This window comes from Planktothricoides sp. SR001 (genome assembly GCF_001276715.1).
Lineage (GTDB): Bacteria > Cyanobacteriota > Cyanobacteriia > Cyanobacteriales > Laspinemataceae > Planktothricoides > Planktothricoides raciborskii.
This window is the reverse complement of record NZ_LIUQ01000074.1, coordinates 1-20,041: the sequence shown is the minus strand read 5'-3', so window position 1 is coordinate 20,041 and position 20,041 is coordinate 1. Positions and strand designations below refer to the sequence as shown.

The window sequence follows — 20,041 nt, the reverse complement described above, 5'->3', positions numbered from 1 at the left end:
CCCTACACCGATGGCGGCCCCACACTCCACACCGATGGCGGCCGATGGCGGCCGATGGCGGCCCTACATCCCCTGTTGAGCGATCGCGCTTTTCGGAGATCCGGCTGCGGGTAAAGTCTGGCTGCCAGAAGTGATCGCTGTAGAGTTGCGTTGCCCCGAAAAAATTTTGAACTGGCGCATCAAACTGGCCATTTCTATGGCATTCATGCCATAGTCCCAGCCTTTATTACTCTTAATTCCCGCCCGTTCCAAGGCTTGCTGCATAGTATCGGCGGTTAAAATCCCAAAAATCACCGGGACTCCGGTTTGAAAACCCGCAGCGGCAATTCCTTTAGAAACTTCGGCGGCGACATAATCAAAATGAGGCGTATGACCGCGAATTACGGCGCCCAAGCAAATGACGGCATCGTAGCGATCGCTCATCGCCAATTGACGCGCCACCAAAGCGACCTCAAAACACCCAGGCACCCATATATAATCAACTTGATTGCCTTGTTCGCTGACATCAATGCCGTGACGTTGCATCGCATCTTGGCACCCGGCTAAGAGTTTGCCGGTAATCAGGTCATTAAACCGACCAATCACGATCGCAAACTTTAATGATTCGGTCTGGGTAAAATTACCCTCGAAAACTGCCATAAGAATTGTTAATTTAATGTTTTCTACCTATAAAGCTGTAGAAACGTTGCCCAACGCATCTACAGCTTCAGCGTAAGCTGTAATTCTGAGGAATTAAGCAACCAGATAATTTAAGACCCCAACCACAATCACCAGGATTGCCCAAATTCCCGATCCGATGTACAGCAGGGGCTTAGATTGATCCCAGTTTTGGGGGGAAGCATAAGCTACCGGCACCCCAATTACCATCACAAAGGACACGAGAACTAAAGCTAAGAGTGCAAATTGAAATATGACTGACATTTTCCTAATCTCCCAAATAAACGGTAATCGACAACGAATGCTGACCAGCGAATCGAAGTTTTTGTTATTAATTCCGATTCCTAAGCTACCAAAAAATGATCCTTTGTCATAGACTTAAGCTAAATATTACTAATTACTATTATGTAATGTTGGTGGTTATTTGTTGTTGGTTGATTGTTGTTTGTTGTTTGTTGATTGTTGTTCGTTATTGGTTATTGGTTATTTGAACTGAATAACCACCAACCACCAACCAACAACAAATAACCACCAACAAACAACAACAAATAACCACCAACAAACAACAACAAATAACCACTAACAAACAACAAACAACAAAATGGATATTATTTTGTGCCATATTACCGCTGATTTCGATACCGTGGGTGCTGCGGTGGGATTGACGCGACTGCAACCGGGTAGCCGAATTGTTTTGACCGGAGGCGCCCATCCTGCTGTGCGAGATTTTTTGGCGTTGCACCGGGATGAGTATCCTTTGCTGGAACGGCGATCGGTGAATCCCCAAAAGATTCGCTCGATCGCGGTGGTGGATGCCCAACGGCGCGATCGCTTGGGGAAAGCGGCAGAATGGCTGGATTTACCCGTGCCGATCCAGGTTTGGGATCATCATTTAAATATAGAGTCGGATATTCCAGCTATGGAGCGACATATTGCCGCAGTGGGGGCAACGACTACCTTAATTGTGGAAAAGCTGCGGCAGTTGGATGGGGAAAAATTAGGCAAATTGCCTGCGGTGGAAACCACGGTGATGGCTTTGGGTATTCATGTGGATACGGGTTCGCTGACTTTTGACCATAGTACCCCCAGGGATGCTCAGGCTTTGGCTTGGTTGATGGAACAAGGGGCTAGTTTAGCGGCGATCGCGGAATATGTGGAACAAAGCTTATCCCCTCGGTTGCAAGAATTATTGATTGTGGCTTTGAGGGAATTAGCGACGGAAACGATTTATGGCTATACCGTCTCTTGGGTCTTGTTGGAAACCGAGGGATATATTCCCGGTTTGTCCGGTCTGGCATCCCGACTATTGGATATGACGGAAAGTGATGCCTTGATTTTGGGCAGTCGTTATCCCCTGAAACAATCTGGGGATGAACGCTTGACGATTATTGGGCGATCGCGCATTAGTGGCACGGATCTGAATCAGTTATTTCAAGGCTTTGGTGGAGGGGGTCACACTCGCGCAGCCTCAGCGATTTTACATGAAGGGGATTTAAGCCAAACTTTTGGCGAATTGATTTCTAAGCTGAAAATGCAGATCCCTCGTCCTCCCGTGGCAAGAGATTTGATGTCTTCTCCAGTGCGAACCATTCGACCAGAGACGACCATTCACGAAGCCCAACGGATTTTATTACGCTATGGTCATGCGGGCTTATCCGTGGTCGATAGTGCCGATAAGCTGGTGGGAGTGATTGCCCGTCGAGATATTGAGATTGCGCTGCATCACGGCTTTTCTCATGCTCCCGTGAAGGGATATATGACCACTAATTTGAAAACTATTACCCCAGAAACGTTGCTGCCAGAGATTGAATCCCTGATGGTGACTTATGATATTGGGCGGTTGCCCGTATTGTCCGGCGATCGCCTAGTGGGAATTGTCACCCGCACCGATGTTTTGCGCCAACTGCACCAAGATAAGGCGATCGGGGATCATGGCGTTCCCATTGGGCCAAAACGTCCTTATTGTCCATTGCCGGAATCCATTGAAAAAATGTTGTCCCATAGCCTAGTCCCGGAACAACGGCAACTGCTGAATCATGCGGCACAACTGGCAGAACAACGGGGCTGGCATCTATATTTAGTCGGCGGGGCGGTGCGAGATTTGTTTCTCCAAAGTGCTTGGACTGAGGCAGAAAGCGATATCTCTGCAAAATCCCCAAAATCCCCGGTTTTTTCAAAAAACCGGGGATTTGACCCTGGCTCCCCAAGATCCCCGGTTTTTTCAAAAAACCGGGGATCTAGCCAAAAATCTAGCCAACAGGCGACTATTTTACTCAGCGATATTGACTTAGTAGTGGATGGATTTCACGAAGCCGCAGATGCGGGGGCTGGAGTAGAATTAGCCAAAGAATTGCAAAAACTCTATCCCGGTGCTCGTTTGGACATTCACGGTCAATTTCAAACCGCTGCCTTGTTGTGGCACAAAGACCCGGTACTAGATTCTTTATGGATTGATATTGCCACAGCGCGGACTGAATTTTATCCCTATCCCGCAGCCAACCCAGAAGTAGAAGCGTCATCGATTCGCCAAGACCTTTATCGCCGGGATTTTACCATTAATGCCTTGGCATTGCGGCTTACCGGCAATGGTCGGGGAGGCGATATGGCAGCCGCAACACGATCGGACCGCCCTGGGATAATTTTGGACTTTTTCGGGGGATTTTTAGACCTGCAAGACCGCCGAATTCGGGTATTGCATTCTAATAGTTTTATTGAAGACCCCACGAGAATTTATCGCGCTGTTCGGTTTGCGGTGCGCTTAGGGTTTCACATTGATTCAGAAACGGAAAATTATATCAGAAATGCCTTAGAATGTGGGATTTATCATCACGTTCAAGATAGCAATAGTCGCGCCCCGGCTTTGGAAACTCGGTTAAAAAGTGAGTTAAAATATATCCTAGAAGCCCCCTATTGGCAACCGGCATTAAAATTACTCGGTGACTTAGGTGCGCTGAAATGTATTCATCCTCAGTTGCAGTTAAGTCGAGAATTGTGGCGGCGGATTCGGCTATGCGATCGGGCTTTAAAATGGTTTGACCCGGAGAAAAATTTTCCCCATTGGCAACTGCGATTAGAAGTCTTAATCGCCGACTTAGCGCCAGAATATCGGGTTAAAGTTGCCACCAATTTACAACTAACCCACGAGAGTATTCAACGGCTGACTAACTTGCATCAAATCAGCCAAGCCGTGCAAAAATTACCGGATTTAAACCGTCCCAGTGAAATAGTTTTGCTATTACGTTCTTATGATATTTGCACCTTAATTTTAATCGCGGTGAAATTTCAAAACGTGCGCCGTCATATTTGGCGATATTTAAGCCGTTACGGTCAGAGAAAACCCATTTTAGACGGCAATGATTTAAAAGCCTTGGGCTATAAACCGGGACGACAATTTAAAGTTATGTTAGACCGTTTATTGGCGGCAACTATAGACGGGGAAATATGCGATCGCAATTCTGCCGAAGCATTTCTCCGGCAACATTTCCCCAAATAAACAGGTAGGGGCAAAGCATTCCGGCAAATCCGCAAATCCGCAAATCCGCCAGGGAATTAATTCCCTGGCTAATAGCTAAAGTCGGTTAAAACCGACTGAAATTCATCGTCAAAATTCGTAGTCAAAATTGGGAGTTTGGGTTGATCAACCAAACCCAACACCCAACCCCAACCCAACCAAAAAATAAACACATTTCCTAGGGGCAAAGCATTCCGGCGGATAATTTATGAATCAAAAACAGAAATATATTACCGGAATGCTTCGCCCATTTGAGGAATAAAAACCAACCAAAAAACAGCTAAATTATAGCTTTTTATAATTTTAATTTAACCATATACATAGCATCAAAAAAATCTCCGTGTTCTCTGTGTCTTTGTGGTAAAATTATACCCTCTATATACTAACTTTTTGGCGTTTGTGTATTCTTATATATCACAGCTTGCGGGCTATTTTTTTATCAATACATGAACTTCCCGCCAAATCCTTGACAAAATCATACCAACGTTCTAAAATAACAAATATAGGAATGAGGGTTTGTCACATGAATTATGATTAAATCTATCCCCAACCTAATCAGTTTTGCAGAATTTATAGAAGCCTATCCAGAAAATGGGCAACGTTATGAATTACACAATGGAATTTTAGTTGAAATTTTGCCAACAGGTCCGCACGAATTAATTAGTAGTTTTTTGGCAACAAAACTGCAAGTAGAAATTTGGCAGCGTCGTTTGCCTTATGTGATTCCCAAAACTTGTGTAGTGAAACCTTTTCGAGAGTGATCGGGTTATATCCCTGATGTAATTGTACTCAAACAAGATGCATTAGTAAATGAATTGCTATGGAAAAAAGCATCATACAGCAAGGTGACAGTATTGCCCTAGTCATTGAGGTGGTAAGTACCAATTGGCGGGATGATTATTTAACCAAATTTGGTGATTACGAAGAATTGCAAATTGCTGAATATTGGCTAGTAGATTTTCGGGCGCTGGGTGCCACGCGATATACGGGAAAACCAAAACAACCAACAATTACGGTTTGCACTTTAGTCGATGAAGAATATTCCCTGAATACATTTAAGGCTGGGCAGAAATTGGGATCGCAAGTTTTCCCAGATTTAGCGTTGACAACCGATGAAATTTTCCAGGTAGCCGGTGAAATTTGATTAAATAAAATACTAACGTTAGAACAAGGCAATACGGTAGGACACGGCAATGCCGTTTCTCTACGGGTTGATGTAATACCTCGAATACCTTGGTGTGAAAATAATTTTATTAAATGTTAATATTGAATGTTAACGTAGGGACACGGCAATGCCGTTTCCTGATTCAAATTCGTGGGCAAAAAACCTGGTTTTTTTCAATAATCTTTGCCTTTTTACCGACATTCACCGCAGAAATCCGGTTTCTGGTTCGGGGTTGAGAAACCGGGTTTCTTTAGACCATCTCTGTCGCCCCACGAAAATTATCATAGAAACCCGGTTTCTTGGTCTAGTTTCTTTGTCTAACCTATAGAAAAATAACCAATGACTATTAAAATTGATGTAAATGAAGCCAAAAGCAACTTGGAGCAAATGTTGCAAAAAGTCCGCCAGGGAGAAGAAGCAATTATTACGGAAAATGGCGTAGCCGTTGCCCGAATTGTCCCCTGTCCCTCCCCGACACCGCGAAAAACTTTGGCGGAAATTAAACAGATTTTACAAGCACAAAAGCCAATTATTCAGGAAAAATATCATGTGAGTGAATTAGGCATTTTCGGGTCTTATGTACGCGGGGAAGATACCGATGATAGCGATATTGATGTATTGGTGGAATTTTCCAAAACTCCCGGTTTATTCAAGTTTATCAACTTGAAAAATTATCCGATCAATCTAATGGGGATGAAAGTAGACCTAGTTCATAAAGCCGGACTTAGATAATATTTTAAGGCTTCTTGGGGTTTACCGATCATCGCGGTTGTGTAATTATGTCTGTAGGGGCAAAGCATTCGCCTCTATATCTCAGGATAAAAACCAGAATATTTCTACGCGAATGCTTCGCCCCTAACAAATTGGTATCCTCCCCGATTATTCTCAGTTTAGTAAAACAGGCGATCTCATCCGCATATCGGGCAGCCTAGGATGCGTCTTTTTAAGGCTATCAATAAATATTGGAGGTCAATCGTGTGATTGCAGATCGAGTCATTTTGCAACTGTCAAACGTTATTTTAAAGGATAAACATCTGCTTCCTGAATCTTCAGGAATTTACTATGTTATCGATGAAACTAACAATGTTTGGTACATCGGTAAATCAAAAAATATCTGCAAACGCTGGCAAGGTAAAGCTCATCATCGCATCTACCAACTGCAAGTCCACAAAAAGAAAAAGTTTACCATTTATTATGAGCCAGTTAGCGAATCTGAACTAGACCGGGTAGAGAAGCAACGCATTGAGAAGTATCATCCGCACTTGAACTCTACTCCGGTCAAGACCAAAAAGTTACGCCCTGTGGAAACTCTCTTAAGAGAAACCATAACGGCGATCGCTGATTTTGCTTTCATACTAGGAGTAGAACCCCCTAGAAAAGAAATTCAGTCTCAAATTGCGATCGACTTTCTAGCCAAAAAAAACTACTTAGAATTAAACATTATTCATGTTTGTCTAGACATGAAGGCTCTTGAAGAAAAATGTTCAGCTTCAACGGAAGAACAAGATGCTCTACTCAAGACAACATTTAGTAGTCGCAAAAGTTATGCGAGGAAATGGGAAACATTTCGGTTGCCTTCTTCTTTCAAGGCTTTGTACTTTCTCAAAAGACTTAGACGCGGAGATTATTTTATGTATTATCGGCTCTGTGTCAATCGAATTGTGGTTGAAGTTTATGATTGGAATCGGTGGAACTTTTCAGAAGCTACACCAGCAATGAGAGCATATAACGAGACGAGTTTAGCTCAAGAGTCTATTAGAACCTTAACTCCGGAATCATTAGCACAAATTCAAACTCTGGCTGATGAAGAAGAACGATCTACTTTGTACTTAAAAAGACTGATGCCTTATGAGTCAGATTTGATTCCAATCCTCTTTAATGAACCCATCGATCGTCAAGCTGTTCACGCAATGATCGCTAAGGTTAGCGAAGACTATAAAGCCGGTCAAAGGGGAAAAGGTAGTCGCACAAAACCTATTGAAGTTCCAGCGATTTTTTCTGAAATTACTACGATTGAAGACTTACTGCGATATCGAGGCATCGATCCAGAAAAGTATAGTAAGTTGAAAAATACTGAGTTTGATGATGGAAATAAAATGGGATTATTCTTTAAATCTTTTATTATGCATGATTTGAAAAAAACTACGAAATATATCATAGATGCTAATCATCAGACTCATCCTGTTTATTATCACTTAGCTCAAGGTATCGTCAACAACGAAAAAATATCTTTCGCTTCTCCTCGTAATTTTGAGACGGTATATCTTTTAGCGACTGTTGATAAAAAAGCATGGCTATTAGTTGAGGAATATTTGAAAGATTTTGCCAGTCCTGCAGATCGCCAATTAACTAATGGAGTAGGTTATATAAAAAAATTCTATGTCTCGCCTCGCAAGTGTATCGTACCCGCCAAGGTCAATATAAAACTGGATCCGATTGGATATAGTGCTTGGATACCATTTGGCCCTAATCAGGAGTTTCCTACCTTTGAATTAGCAAAAGCCGAAATTAATAGACGTTTAAAAAATTCTGGTTTACCCGGACTTAAATTATCCTTTAAACGTGAATATCCTCCATTTGTTACAATAACAGGTGGGGGGATGTGAGAAACCACGGAAAAAGCGAGCATAAATAAAAAGTTTTGACATGGCTGTAACAGTTAATTTTGCTGGTTTTGACCTTTTTGAGTCTGTTGGGCTGCTTGCTGTAAAAGTTGCTTCAGTGCTTGTAAAAGTTGCTCAACTTGTTCCTCTGTACTGTTAATCTCTTTTCTTTACCGCGAACCACCAACTTGCCGTTACTCATAAACCGGACTTCCCCAGTAAACTTAACCTCAGTCACATCTTTAATGGGAACCGAAATTTCCTGCCCTGCCAAAGCCAGGATTAACTGTTCGGCACTTACCCGACTTAACTGTCCTTGTTTAGCCGTTCCTTCTCTGAGAATTGCTTCTGCCTTTTCCGGCAACACCACCGGCAATGCTGCCTCAGAAATAGGGGCGGTTTTTGCTTGTCCCCGTGGCTGAGAACTTGCCTTGGTTTTTGCCTCACACCCCGTTAAGCAGGCAGCCGAAATCAGTAGCGCCACTGCCAGAATTTTATGCCAATGTTTCATAACCGTGACGGTTGTTATTTGTATTTTTCTTATTATAAGCTGTGGGTTGAGAAACCGGGTTTCTTTAGACCATCTCTGTCACCCCACCAAAATCATCATAGAAACCCGGTTTCTGGGTTGTTTACGAATTAATTTAATGGTGCGTTACGGCGCTGAAAAAAAATTCTCGGTTAGGTTGCCAAAAAATAGCAGCGCCTAACACACCCTACCCAGGCTAATGTAAAGTTAACTTTAATGGTGCGTCTAGGCGCTGAAAAAAAATGAAAATCATCATAGAAACCCGGTTTCTGGTCGGGGTTGAGAAACCGGGTTTCTTTAGACCATCTCTGTCACCCCACGAAAATTATCATAGAAACCCGGTTTCTGGGTCTATTTTCTTTGTCTAACCTATAGAAAAATAACCAATGACTATTAAAATTGATGTAAATGAAGCCAAAAGCAACTTGGATCAAATGTTGCAACAAGTCCGCCAGGGAGAAGAAGCAATTATTACGGAAAATGGCGTAGCCGTTGCCCGAATTGTCCCCTGTGCCTCTCCTGCACCGCGAAAAACCTTGGCGGAAATTAAACAGATTTTACAAGCACAAAAGCCAATTATTCAGGAAAAATATCATGTGAGTGAATTAGGCATTTTCGGGTCTTATGTACGCGGAGAAGATACCGATGATAGCGATATTGATGTATTGGTGGAATTTTCCAAAACTCCCGGTTTATTTAAGTTTATCGGTTTAGAAAATGAGTTGAGCGATCTAATGGGGATGAAAGTAGACCTAGTTCATAAAGCCGGACTTAAACCGACCATTGGCGATCGCATTCTAGCTGAGGTAATTTATTTATGACGCGAAGTTTAAAAGAATATCTTCAGGATATCCAAGATTCAGAAACCGGGTTTCTTTAGACCATCTTTGTCACCCCACCAAAATCATCATAGAAACCCGGTTTCTTGGTCGTTTACAAATTAATTTAATGGTGCGTTACGGCGCTGAAAAAAAATTCTCGGTTAGGTTGCCAAAAAATAGCAGCGCCTAACACACCCTACCTCTATGCTAATCTAGAGTAACTCACCATTAGTCAGTTGATGTTGGGTTTCCTTCGTCAACCCAACCTACGATATAAAATTATTCTTGTTATTATAAGAACCATAAAAACCAGTATGTCTCCCACTAACCCGAACAACTTCAACTTCTTAAGTAGAATCGCCGCATTAGTCGGCCTAATCAGTGCTTCCCTGTATTTCACCGGGTGGATTTATCGCTGGTCGTATTTTGGCTTTTTCCACCTAGAAGTCACTACCCTCGATTTAGCTTTTGAATCTTTTTTAATTGTCCCCCTCCAAGTCTTTTTTGTCAATAACCAGCCCCGCATCCAAGCGGTTTTATTATTCTTATTATTTCCCCTGGCGTCTTGGCTGATTATCCTTGTGTTTCAGGGCTTAAATTTATGGTTAGTGCAATGGCAAAACCGCTGGCGAATTCGCCTAATTCGTTACTGCCAAAAAGCGGAAAATTCCCGGATGCGTTGGCTGCAACCTTGGGCAAAATTATGGGGATTAAACCTGCGGCAATGGTCGCCCCAACCTGTAGAACTTTCTCAAACTTTAGTAGATGAAGCAATTAAAGTGGCTTTAGCTTTAATCGCCTTATTTTGGTTAGCCAGTAATCAAGGTTTAGCGGATGCTCAACGAGATGCTTTTAATCAAACTTCCACTTTACCCGTGGTTACATTAATTGTCCCAGAAAATATGCTGAGTTTTGGCCGCCAATTCGATCCCCCAGAGGCATTAGCGGACAAACAAGCGGCAAATCAGTTTAGAATGATCGGCGATCGCGGATTAATTGAAGCGGTGCGCGGCGCCTCAGAATTAAACGATCTAAAAACTCAAAAAGTGTGGCGGTTGCTGATAGAACGAGATGGCTGGATTTATCTGTTTAGAACCCTGAAACCTTGCTCGGATAGCCAGTTAATTTGTGCCGCCAATAAAAATGAACGCCCGTTAGTTTTAATGGTAAGAGAAAGTCAGTTAGGCAATCAACTGTTAATTTTAAGTCCGAGTACCTCTGAGTAATAGATATGCGTTTTTGAGCGATCGAGTAAAATTTATTTATTAAAATTTTAGTTTGTGCTCTTTAAATCTCAATATTAGAGACGATTAGGGGCGCCAGCATTGCGCCCCTAGCCTTTAAATTTACTGAAATAATTACTATCCAACACTAGCCAAACAAAACTAGCCAAACAAAGGCAATTCTTCGGCGATCGCCGCTTGACCGGGATAAATTTGGCGACTACCTTTAGGCACATAAATCCAGCCTAAATCTTGCAGACGATTCACTAAATTTGAGATACTCACCCCCAACTCATCTTTTAATTGATATAAATGCTGCCAACGAGTTAAATCTCTTTGATGGGCTTTTTCCATTAAAATATGTCTGGGCATGAGCAAACAACCGGCAAAATATTGGGCTTGCCATTCAATAGAGTCTAGTTCCCGAGAACTGCCTTTGCCCCGGCAAAAAAACGGATCGTTACTATTAAGATTGTCCGGTTCGGGCTTCTCCGTGGGGAAAGTCACCCCATCCGCCACTTCTTGATTAATATGTAAAACCCAATGGCCAATTTCATGGGCTAAGGTTGACTCTTGAAACCCTTGGGGCAGATCCAAGATATCCTCGTTAATTTCAATCAGCCGTTGCTGGGGCAAAATTCGGGCAGCGATCGCGCCTAACTCGTCGGGGGAGATGGGTTCCCACACCACCCCCAAATCCAAAAAATCCGCCACCAGAGTGGCATCAAACGGCCAACTAGGGGCAAATTGGCAGCCGCGTCCCTGCATCCGTCTCAGCAAATGGCTGGCTTGATACTCAATTGCTGATTTGGAATAAAAGCGATACGGCTTAAAAATGCTCATAGCTTATTCCCCCTCGTTCACGGTTTGAAACACTTTCTGGGCAAATTCGGGATTTTCCTGCATTCGGCGCAACAAAGCAGGCATCGCCTTATAGTTTTGCTTGAGAAATTCCTCGTACTCTTGCGGCAGTCGTCCGGCTAACACGATCAACTCTTCCGGGTCTAAATGCAGGTGCTTGGCCAAACCCCGAATCACATCTTCCTTGGGGGCATAGTCGGCGCGATCGTTTTCCAGCTTAGACAAATAGCTGAAGTTGACCCCCAGCAGCTTGGCCAAGTCTCTTTGGCTATATCCATTGTCCTTCCGGGCTTGCAAAATGAGCTTTCCAAAGGTCTGTTCCACGGCTGTATCTCCTACTCTGTCTAGATTTTAGGCCATTTGACAAAAAAATCAATTTTTTAGTTGACGTTTTATTCAACAAGTGTTAGACTGAATTTAGTTGATTAAAAAATCAACTCAGCCGCCCCGCTAAGTTGAATATTAAGTCAACTTAAGTATAACACCAGCCATGTCTGACTGGATTGGTAACGGAACGGGAAGGGGCGATCGTTGCGTCGGCGTTGCCACAGGTGTACAGATTGGGAGGAACCATGCTCAAGACTTGGAGAGATACTCATTACCAACTGGATAGCGAAGATTGGCTTTACATTGCCAAACATGAGGATCAAGGTGCCGCTTCCCTAGTTTGCCCCGGCTATGCTCGCGATGGCTGCGGGTTTAGCATTCATTTTACTCCGGATCATATTGAGTTATTAAAAAATCTGATTGCGGTGCTGCAAAGCTGTGCTAGTCCACCCATGAATCAGCCCATCAATCCGTTAGCAAATCAGCCCACAGGAGGCGATCGCGAAACTATTCTCAATCAAAAATATCGAGGAAATAGTTACAAATATCCAGATCCAGAAATTCAGCGACATTTAATTCAATAGTCAGCCGCAAAGTAGCAACGTAGGGTGTGTTAGGCGGTCAGAATTACCAATCAATTACAATCACCCAGATTTTACCGCCGTAACGCACCAGCTTGAATAATTTTTCAACAGCAAAAAATCAGCATTCAGGGTCGAGTCAGTGACGGTTTTAAGAAAGCATCCCCATTGTTTATACCGTCCGGGGGGAAGCATTCGCGGATCTATCTCCCGGAAAAACCAAAAAGTTATTGCTGCGGTAAGCTTTCGCCATGCCGTAGGCTATATGCTTCGCCCCTACAAATAAACAATATGGGATTATGCCCATTTTTACAACTATCAAATTATCACTCATAGGAGTTTTTTATCATGGCTAAGAAAGCAACAATTTCCGTTTTTGGCGTCAAACCGGATAATGCTATTATTGTTCCCGAATTACCTCTAGCGGTTCGCAATAACTGCCAAAGCGGTAAATGGACGATTGGCGATAATGAATATGGCTCCAAACTCGGTATGACCATCTTAAAATTTAGTAAATTTTTCGGCAGCTTAGGTCAAACCCAAAATACCATCTGGGGTCAGTTGTGGTTTGTCGCCGAATCTGGAGAATTACCCCAAAATGTGGTGATGGTGACTTATATAAAAGGTCGCAGTTTGCGGGATTTTAATCGCTTAGTCGCCTCAGTGCAAAGCCGGGGAATTGAGCCGGCAGAGGGCATTTTTGTGCCGGATTTTATGAAACATTCCGGGCAAAAACCCGATGAAGCAGGAGTGATTAAACCCATTAACTATTATAGTCTAAAATGGAATTGGGTTGAACGTTCTGATTGGTCGATGTTGGAAAAAGCTGCCGCTGTTTTAGCCGAACCGAGCAATCACAGCCGGATGATTGATTTAGACAGTACGGCAAATATGATTTGTTTGGACAATTTGCCCCCCCATGAAATCGCCAGTTTAATGATGGCTTATACTAATGGTCACGAGTCTAATGGGGAGTTAAGTTTAGTGGGGGCTAATGAGGGTTTGCCCCGCTTACCAGAAATGGCTGATGCGGTGTAATGGTTAATGGTTAATGGTTAATGGTTAATGGTTAATGGTTATTTGTTATTTGTTATTGGTTGGTGGCTATTTGTGGTTTGGCTAACTAATAACGAATAATCATTAACCATTAACCAGCCTCGTTTTTATGCTTTAATTAAGGAAAAATCAGCCATGAAAAAAGTTGCAGTTTCCCTGAATGAAGCTTTGTGGGAAAAGCGGTTAAGAAGCAATTTATCGACGATAGAAGATATTCGCATTGATGGATTGAATGATTTAAGGGCGATGCAAGATGATTTCCACCATTGGCAAACGGTGTTAATTTCTTTGCAAGAGAATTATCAGGCACTTTTGGCACAAAATAAACGCCTAAAATCCATGTTGCTAGGTAGTATTGATGAGTGTTATTGCTGGCCTGGAAATAGATGCGATCGCTGTACTAAAATAATTGAATTGCTCGGTGATTTTGTTCGATAGGATGTAGGATGTAGGGTGTGGGGGCAGGGGTGCGGGGCGACCGCCAATCGTGCGGAGGGGGCTGGATCGGGCGACATTCAACGGTCAACGAATAATGAATAACGAATCACGAATAACAATAATGGGAGTACAACTATGGCGATAATTTCACAACCAGAAACCAAAGAACAGATTTTGTCAGCGTTTCAAAAGCTGTTAGCGGAAAAGAAAAAGAATGAGTCTAAGGTTTACACCAAAGAAGAGGCAGCGAAGAAAGAAAAGAATCAAGAATTAATTGAAGTTGCCGCTACTTATACGGTTGATAGTATTGTCAATGGGATGGCTTCCCTACAATTAAATTTTGGCAGTATTATCCATGATTTATCCGCACGGTTGAGTACCGAATTTTCTAAGCTGGATGAACTGAAGCAGGCGATCGCGATCGAAAAACAGCACCTAGAAAACTTGCAGCAAATTCGCTTGGTGGCAGATGCCCTCCATATTTTAAACCAAGAACACCAAGAGAAGTTGCAAACTCTGGAAAATCAAGCCGCCCTGCAAAAAGAAGTTATTGAAAAAGAAAAAAATCAACTGCGAAAAGCCTGGGAAAAAGAAGAAGCTGAATTTGAGTTGTCTGTGGCGGAAGAAAATGAGTTATTACTCAAACAACGCGCCCAAGAAAAAGCGGACTATGATTATGAAATGGAACGCTTACGCAAGGTGGAAATGGATCGCTATGAAGAAACAAAACGACAACAACAACGCTCCTTAAAAGAACAAAACGAGGAAAAAGAAAAGGATTGGCAAGTGCGCGAAAAATACCTAGAAGACAATCAAGCGGAATTTGCCGAAAATGAAAATAAAATTGCTGGCTTTGAGGAAGAACTGAAGAAGGCTTATATTAAGGCGAAAGAAGAAGCAATTAAAGAAGCTGAACGAGAAGCGAAGGTCAAGACCGATTTGTTTGAGAAAGAGTGGGAATCCACCCAACAAGGGTATGATTTGAAAGTCACGTCATTAGAAGCGACGATTCAACGCCAAAATGAACAAATTAATAATTTAATTGCTCAACTGCAAGAAGCGACCAAGCAAGCACAAGAGTTAGCGATGAAGGCTTTTCAAAGTTCTGGGAATAACGGTTAATTGGTAATATTATTTTGTCGGTTGGGTTTCGTTTCTCAACCCAACCTAGCTTAAAGCGAATTAATTGCTCTGATAAAAATGGATCGATTAGGAGAATTCACGATGACTAAAAAACTTAATGCAAAAAGTACCAAGGCGGAAATTTTAGAAGTTTTGACAGAAGTTACTCAGGAAAAGTCAAACCTAGAGGCGGAAATTAAAAAGCTGCATAAAGAATTGCAGTCTGCTGCCAAATCTCCCGCATCTATGCCCGCTACCAAAGTAACAGAAACTATTAAAGGAAAAGAACCTATGAAAGCAACGGTTAATGCTCAAGATAATGCTCAAGATAATGCTCAAGATAATGCTCAAGATAAAATGAATCAGATTATTGAAAGTTTGACGCAATTGCAATTGGGTTTTGGGGGGGCAGTTAGTGATTTATCAGAAAAGCTGACGACGGAAGCTTCTGCCCTGGATGATGTGCAAACTTTGGTGACGGAAGAGTTAGAAATTTTAAAAGAGTTACATGGTTTAGAAGATGTTGCGGAAACGACTCTGGATGAGTTGATTGGGTCTTATGAGGAAAATTCTAAGACTTTTGAACAGGAGGAAAGTGAGCAACGCGAAACTTTAGACCAAGAGATGCAGGATTTACGCAAGGGTTGGCGGAAAGAACAAGAAACCCATCAAAGTCAGGTTAAAGAACGGAATGAAATTCATCATAAAAATCGCCATCGTGATGTGCAAGAATATCGCTATAATTTAGAGTTAGAGCGGCAGTTAGATAGTGAAGCTTATGAGGAGAATAAGAAATCTATTTATAAAGAACTGAGTGAGATTAAAGCAGCCCAAGAAAAAGCCTGGGCTGAACGGGAAAAAACGATTAGCGATCGCGAAAAAGCCTATAGTGAAGCTAAAGCAAAAGTCGAGGCTTTCCCAGAGGAACTGGAGAAGAATATTAAGAATGGGAAAGAAAATGGCCGGAATATTGGCACCTATCAAGCGAAGGTGAAAGCGGATTTACGGGAAAAAGAAATTGAAGGCCAAAAACGAAATTATCAGTTGCGTATTGAGTCTCTGGAAGAAACGATTAAAGACCAAAATGCCCGAATTCAAAGTTTGTCTAAACAACTTGATGCGGCGTTGAAACAGGTACAAGATTTGGCGGTGAAAGCGATCGAAGGGGCGTCTAATGTCAGTTCGTTCCAAGCGGTGAAAGAAATTTTGTTAGAACAACAAAATAAAAATCAACAGAAGACTAAGTAGTTAAAATTAGCTAATTTTAGCTAAAATTTAGCCTCGCAATTTATCCGCAAAATTTACCACAATTGTCTCAGCTATCACATCACAGGGGTTTACATCAGGACAACCAGGGATGGAAACAGCCCTGGTTTTTTTGTTGTTGGTTGTTGGTTGGTGGTTGTTGGTTGTTGGTTGGTGGTTGTTTGAATAACCAACAACTAATAACTAATAACCAAAGAATCCCTACCCAACAACAAATAACAAATAACAAATAACAATATTATTTAGGTAGGATTGGGGGAGGTAATCTAAAATACCGGCATAAACCCATGCGTGTTTTCGGGACTTATGGAAGTAATTAGAGGAAATTGGTTAAAAATTGCGGAATATATCTCCTTGCTTGGGGCGGCGATCGGCGCGATCGCGGCGATATTTTTTGCAGCGGTGGTTTATGCAGGGGTATTGCTGTTTCTTTCTCTCTGGCTGAATTTGATGATTAGATATCGTTGGCATCAGATCAACCAAGAAGAGATGATTCATGCCACGATGACCTTGGAAAATTTGCTGCTGGATATTCGGGGGGCGATCGCCGAACGGGTGGAACAGATGAAAACCGAAATCGCCCAAGTACACAAAGCAGCCAAAAATCATGCCTCCCATGAGGATATCGATAATTTAATTATGGCGATCTCCCAGGTGCAAGGGGAACTGAGTATCCTGGATGACTCCGTAATTCCCGTCAAAGAACAACTAGACACTTTAATTACCACGGTAAAACATTATTCAGTTTCCCCACAACGGTTAGAAGATTGGCAAGTACAACTGACGGAAATCCTAACTCGCTTAGAAGCGCGATTCCGCGAAGCGGATCCTTTACAGGAATCGCTCTCCCAAGCAGCATTTGCAGAAATCCAGAGATGTTATCAAGAAATTGCCGATTCCATTAATGAATTAAAACAAATTCGAGCGACTAGCTTTAACACATTTCCCACCGCATCTGCCACCGACTTATTAGAATCAGAATCCTTAGAATCCGCAGAATTCTCAGAATCCGCAGAACCCGCAGAAACCTTAGAATTCTCAACCCTGACCGCAGCAGTGACGGACGCGGATCAAGAAACCTGGGGAACTCCTGAACCATTTGAGGAACCAGTGACCTCCGTGACCTCCGTGACCTCATTGGTGGGGCAATTTCGCCACACCTCAGATCAAGCCTCAGATCAAGCCTCAGATCAAGCTTCAAATCAAGCCTTAGATCAAGTCCATAACCAAAATCCGATCCCAGCAACAGACCCAGACACGCCATATTTATCAGAATCGGATGTCCCAGAAGCAGGGGCATGGACTCCAGTAACTTGGTCACAGGAAAACTGGGTTTCCACCGCGATCGCTGCCCAAATCGTCCCCCAAACCGAAACCCCTGAAGACAATTTGCCAGAAAATTTAGCCATCACCCAAAGACAACCCACAGAACTCCAAATACCCCAGGCAATTCTCGCCAATGAAGCCTTAAACCTTTATCCGGTAAGTATCTGGCAAACCTACGCACCCCCAGACTCCGAATCACTGATGGCCAGCACTTTTAATGACCCATTAGCCTTAATGATGGCTGACACTTCGCCCCACCTGGATCTCAGCCACACCAACCTCAGTGGAGTCAGCCTAGCAGGTGCCAACCTAGCGGGGGCAACCCTCACCCAAGCAAACCTGAGTGGCACCGACCTCAGTGGGGCTGACTTACGGGGGGCTGACCTGCGGGGGGCCGATTTAAGTGGGGCAAATTTGGATCAAGCGGACTTAGAAGGAGCCAACTTAGCCTGGGCTAATCTCATCGCCGTGGATCTGAAAACCGCCAACCTCAGAGGGGCGAATCTCTGCGAAGCGAATTTAGTGAGTCAAAATCTTTGTGGATTAAACCTTTCTCACACTAACTTCAATGGTGCCAACTTAGAAGCCTCCCAGATGATCGCGGTGAACCTTTCTGGCAGCCAACTGATTGCCGCTAATCTCACCCACGTCAATTTAACGGCAGCGAACTTAGAATTTGCCAATCTCACTGCCGCGAACCTAACCGGGGCAACCATTGACCGAGCCAATTTTGGGGAAGGAGACACACAGACGATTCTGACAAAAACGATTATGCCTAATGGGACTGAACGGGATAAAGCAACATAATCCTCTGTAGGTTGCCGTTCCGTGCAGTAACGCACCAATACAATAGACAATTCTGGCTTTCATCCCTGTCTCGATCCCCCCAGCCCCCTTCCCAAAGGGGCTTTTTAGCTTGGGAAAGCCAGAATTGTCTATTGTAGGGGCGGGCGGTTCGCTTTCCCGCCCCTACAACGAACCGGGGAATAGTTTATAAAACCCCTTTAGAACTGGGAATTTCGCCAACGCGACGGGGGTCAATTTCTACCGCCATCCGCATTGCCCGCGCAAAAGCCTTAAAAGTTGCTTCAATAATATGGTGAGAATTAATCCCATCCAACTGCCGAATATGCAGAGTCATAAGACTATTATTCACCACCGCCACAAAAAATTCCCGTACCAATTGAGTATCATAAGTTCCCACCCGCTGCGTGGGAATATCTAAGCCATAACTCAAATGAGGTCTACCAGAAAAATCCAGAGAAACTTGCACCAATGCCTCATCTAGGGGGGCAACAAAATGGCCAAATCGGACAATTCCCTTGCGATCGCCGAGGGCTTGGGCTAGGGCTTTTCCCAGAGTAATCCCCACATCTTCATTAGTGTGGTGGTCATCAATTTCAACATCTCCCGTAGCTTGCACATTCAAATCAATTAAGCCATGAGCCGAAACTTGGTGAATCATGTGATCTAAAAAAGGAATTCCGGTTGCCGCAGTACATTTCCCGGTTCCATCCAAATTCAGGCTAACCTCTACATCAGTTTCCCCAGTGGTGCGTCTGAGTGAAGCGGTTCTGGATCGATAACCGTTAGTTAAAATTGGGGAACTATCCTGGACTGGAGCAACACCTTGATTAATTGGCATAATTGTCTTACCGATCGTAATCACTATCTTCATAGATTATCTTATAGACAGCCCAAGACAACCCAGAAACCCCAGAAACCGGGTTTCTTCTGTGGAAATCAAAGTTATCTTTAGCATCAAAAAAAGAAACCCGGTTTCTTAGTCCTCGCAGACCACCCAGAAACCGGGTTTCTTCTGTGGAAATCAAAGTTATCTTTGGCATCAAAAAAAGAAACCCGGTTTCTTAGTCCTCGCAGACCACCCACCAGACCACCCAAAAACCGGGTTTCTTCTAGTGAAGAGGATAGCGACCTGGAAGCCTGGAAAGTCTATCAGATTATTCCAGATACCAAAGCCGATGAAGTGGTTTGCAGGCGCGTGATTGATGAATCTGGGGAAGACTATTTATATCCTCAAAGTCACTTCGTTAGGGTTGAACTGCCTCCAGAAGCGCCAGCTAAACTGCTGGCTGCTAAGAAAAATTAGCTATTTTTTGATATAGCAATCCTACTATATCAATTGAGAAAATTTGCCCTCACCCCCAGCCGACGCCTGCCCCCGCCTTCGCGGGGGGCAGCCCATGGCAGAGGGGAATCTCATTCACAAATCCTGCACGGATAGCTATATCAAGAATCAGCAATTCAATTAACAGTAAATGTTGGGTTTCGCTACCTAAAACTGGGGATAAAATTGCAAAACATTGCAAAACAAAAAACGCCCCCCTTTTCAGGAGAGCGTTTTTTATTTATTTAGTTAGCTAAGAATTAGCCGTTGATTTGAGGAGCACTCAAAGCCACAGGAGCAGCTTCACCAGCAGCCAAATCTAAGGGGAAGTTGTGAGCGTTGCGCTCGTGCATCACTTCCATACCCAAGTTAGCGCGGTTGATCACGTCAGCCCAGGTATTGATTACGCGACCTTGAGAGTCAACGA

General features: G+C 43.3%; 23 protein-coding genes and 1 pseudogene. 16 read left to right on the top strand and 8 right to left on the bottom strand.

The features are described 5' to 3' along the window. Window positions 1–63 precede the first annotated feature (63 nt). Window positions 64–639: a 6,7-dimethyl-8-ribityllumazine synthase gene (gene ribH, locus AM228_RS26250; protein ID WP_054469866.1), complete on the bottom strand. Its 576-nt coding sequence runs from the start codon at window positions 637–639 to the stop codon at window positions 64–66. A 93-nt stretch (window positions 640–732) separates the two neighbouring features. After that, complete coding sequence (gene psbZ / locus AM228_RS26245; RefSeq protein ID WP_054469865.1) at window positions 733–921, bottom strand: photosystem II reaction center protein PsbZ; 189 nt, start codon at window positions 919–921, stop codon at window positions 733–735. 337 nt (window positions 922–1,258) lie between these two features. On the opposite strand from psbZ, the gene AM228_RS26240 reads away from it, so the two are divergent. From AM228_RS26240 to AM228_RS26225, 5 genes are all read left to right on the top strand, one after another. Beyond that, entirely contained in the window at window positions 1,259–4,150 is a 2,892-nt protein-coding gene (locus AM228_RS26240; protein WP_054469864.1) for a CBS domain-containing protein, read from the top strand. Between the two features lie 548 nt (window positions 4,151–4,698). Then, on the top strand, window positions 4,699–4,929 hold the full coding sequence (locus AM228_RS37055; protein ID WP_313890662.1) for a Uma2 family endonuclease: 231 nt from the start codon (window positions 4,699–4,701) through the stop codon (window positions 4,927–4,929). Between the two features lie 59 nt (window positions 4,930–4,988). Next, window positions 4,989–5,312 (top strand): Uma2 family endonuclease, encoded by a 324-nt coding sequence (locus tag AM228_RS37050; protein ID WP_313890660.1) that lies wholly within the window; start codon window positions 4,989–4,991, stop codon window positions 5,310–5,312. Window positions 5,313–5,672: 360 nt separating this feature from the next. Next, window positions 5,673–6,065: a type II toxin-antitoxin system prevent-host-death family antitoxin gene (locus AM228_RS26230; RefSeq protein WP_231636953.1), complete on the top strand. Its 393-nt coding sequence runs from the start codon at window positions 5,673–5,675 to the stop codon at window positions 6,063–6,065. A gap of 245 nt (window positions 6,066–6,310) precedes the next feature. After that, the gene (locus AM228_RS26225) at window positions 6,311–7,939 is read left to right on the top strand and encodes a GIY-YIG nuclease family protein (RefSeq protein WP_190880567.1); all 1,629 of its coding nucleotides are present in this window, start codon (window positions 6,311–6,313) and stop codon (window positions 7,937–7,939) included. Window positions 7,940–8,051: 112 nt separating this feature from the next. On the opposite strand, the gene AM228_RS26220 is transcribed toward AM228_RS26225, so the two are convergent. After that, complete coding sequence (locus AM228_RS26220; RefSeq protein WP_054469862.1) at window positions 8,052–8,447, bottom strand: hypothetical protein; 396 nt, start codon at window positions 8,445–8,447, stop codon at window positions 8,052–8,054. A gap of 260 nt (window positions 8,448–8,707) precedes the next feature. Between AM228_RS26220 and AM228_RS36455 the strand changes: the two genes are divergently transcribed. The 3 genes from AM228_RS36455 to AM228_RS26210 all read left to right on the top strand — a co-directional run bounded on the left by AM228_RS36455 (window position 8,708) and on the right by AM228_RS26210 (window position 10,512). Then, window positions 8,708–8,833 (top strand): hypothetical protein, encoded by a 126-nt coding sequence (locus tag AM228_RS36455; protein ID WP_255353272.1) that lies wholly within the window; start codon window positions 8,708–8,710, stop codon window positions 8,831–8,833. Between the two features lie 18 nt (window positions 8,834–8,851). Next, window positions 8,852–9,286: a type II toxin-antitoxin system prevent-host-death family antitoxin gene (locus AM228_RS26215; protein WP_231636952.1), complete on the top strand. Its 435-nt coding sequence runs from the start codon at window positions 8,852–8,854 to the stop codon at window positions 9,284–9,286. 314 nt (window positions 9,287–9,600) lie between these two features. Then, on the top strand, window positions 9,601–10,512 hold the full coding sequence (locus tag AM228_RS26210; protein ID WP_054469861.1) for a hypothetical protein: 912 nt from the start codon (window positions 9,601–9,603) through the stop codon (window positions 10,510–10,512). A gap of 159 nt (window positions 10,513–10,671) precedes the next feature. Here the strand turns inward: AM228_RS26210 and AM228_RS26205 are convergent, their stop codons facing one another. Continuing rightward, window positions 10,672–11,352, bottom strand: coding sequence for an ImmA/IrrE family metallo-endopeptidase (locus AM228_RS26205; RefSeq protein ID WP_054469860.1), 681 nt, complete (start codon window positions 11,350–11,352; stop codon window positions 10,672–10,674). 3 nt (window positions 11,353–11,355) lie between these two features. Continuing rightward, window positions 11,356–11,694 carry a helix-turn-helix domain-containing protein gene (locus AM228_RS26200; protein ID WP_054469859.1) on the bottom strand — a complete coding sequence of 113 codons (339 nt, stop codon included), beginning with the start codon at window positions 11,692–11,694 and terminating at the stop codon, window positions 11,356–11,358. A 179-nt stretch (window positions 11,695–11,873) separates the two neighbouring features. Here AM228_RS26200 and AM228_RS35755 point away from each other — a divergent pair, with 179 nt between their 5' ends. The 7 genes from AM228_RS35755 (at window position 11,874) to AM228_RS26170 (ending at window position 18,293) form a co-directional block, all read left to right on the top strand. Next, entirely contained in the window at window positions 11,874–12,281 is a 408-nt protein-coding gene (locus AM228_RS35755) for a hypothetical protein (RefSeq protein ID WP_156332073.1), read from the top strand. Between the two features lie 139 nt (window positions 12,282–12,420). After that, window positions 12,421–12,564: a hypothetical protein gene (locus AM228_RS35750; RefSeq protein WP_156332072.1), complete on the top strand. Its 144-nt coding sequence runs from the start codon at window positions 12,421–12,423 to the stop codon at window positions 12,562–12,564. Window positions 12,565–12,626: 62 nt separating this feature from the next. Further along, the gene (locus AM228_RS26190; protein WP_054469858.1) at window positions 12,627–13,316 is read left to right on the top strand and encodes a hypothetical protein; all 690 of its coding nucleotides are present in this window, start codon (window positions 12,627–12,629) and stop codon (window positions 13,314–13,316) included. A 153-nt stretch (window positions 13,317–13,469) separates the two neighbouring features. Then, window positions 13,470–13,772, top strand: coding sequence for a hypothetical protein (locus AM228_RS26185; RefSeq protein WP_054469857.1), 303 nt, complete (start codon window positions 13,470–13,472; stop codon window positions 13,770–13,772). Between the two features lie 135 nt (window positions 13,773–13,907). Beyond that, on the top strand, window positions 13,908–14,894 hold the full coding sequence (locus AM228_RS26180) for a hypothetical protein (RefSeq protein WP_054469856.1): 987 nt from the start codon (window positions 13,908–13,910) through the stop codon (window positions 14,892–14,894). Window positions 14,895–14,996: 102 nt separating this feature from the next. Continuing rightward, on the top strand, window positions 14,997–16,142 hold the full coding sequence (locus AM228_RS26175) for a hypothetical protein (RefSeq protein ID WP_054469869.1): 1,146 nt from the start codon (window positions 14,997–14,999) through the stop codon (window positions 16,140–16,142). Window positions 16,143–16,466: 324 nt separating this feature from the next. Then, the gene (locus AM228_RS26170; RefSeq protein WP_054469855.1) at window positions 16,467–18,293 is read left to right on the top strand and encodes a pentapeptide repeat-containing protein; all 1,827 of its coding nucleotides are present in this window, start codon (window positions 16,467–16,469) and stop codon (window positions 18,291–18,293) included. Between the two features lie 184 nt (window positions 18,294–18,477). On the opposite strand, the gene hisB is transcribed toward AM228_RS26170, so the two are convergent. Beyond that, window positions 18,478–19,131, bottom strand: a complete 654-nt coding sequence (hisB, locus tag AM228_RS26165; protein ID WP_054469854.1) for an imidazoleglycerol-phosphate dehydratase HisB — start codon at window positions 19,129–19,131, stop codon at window positions 18,478–18,480. Between the two features lie 7 nt (window positions 19,132–19,138). Next, complete coding sequence (locus AM228_RS33615) at window positions 19,139–19,333, bottom strand: hypothetical protein (RefSeq protein WP_156332071.1); 195 nt, start codon at window positions 19,331–19,333, stop codon at window positions 19,139–19,141. Between AM228_RS33615 and AM228_RS26160 the strand changes: the two genes are divergently transcribed. Continuing rightward, complete coding sequence (locus AM228_RS26160; protein WP_054469853.1) at window positions 19,327–19,596, top strand: hypothetical protein; 270 nt, start codon at window positions 19,327–19,329, stop codon at window positions 19,594–19,596. The two genes, AM228_RS33615 and AM228_RS26160, sit on opposite strands and share 7 nt — an antisense overlap. A gap of 278 nt (window positions 19,597–19,874) precedes the next feature. Here AM228_RS26160 and AM228_RS30325 read toward each other — a convergent pair. Continuing rightward, window positions 19,875–20,041, bottom strand: a pseudogene (locus tag AM228_RS30325) (photosystem II q(b) protein); the annotation flags it as partial.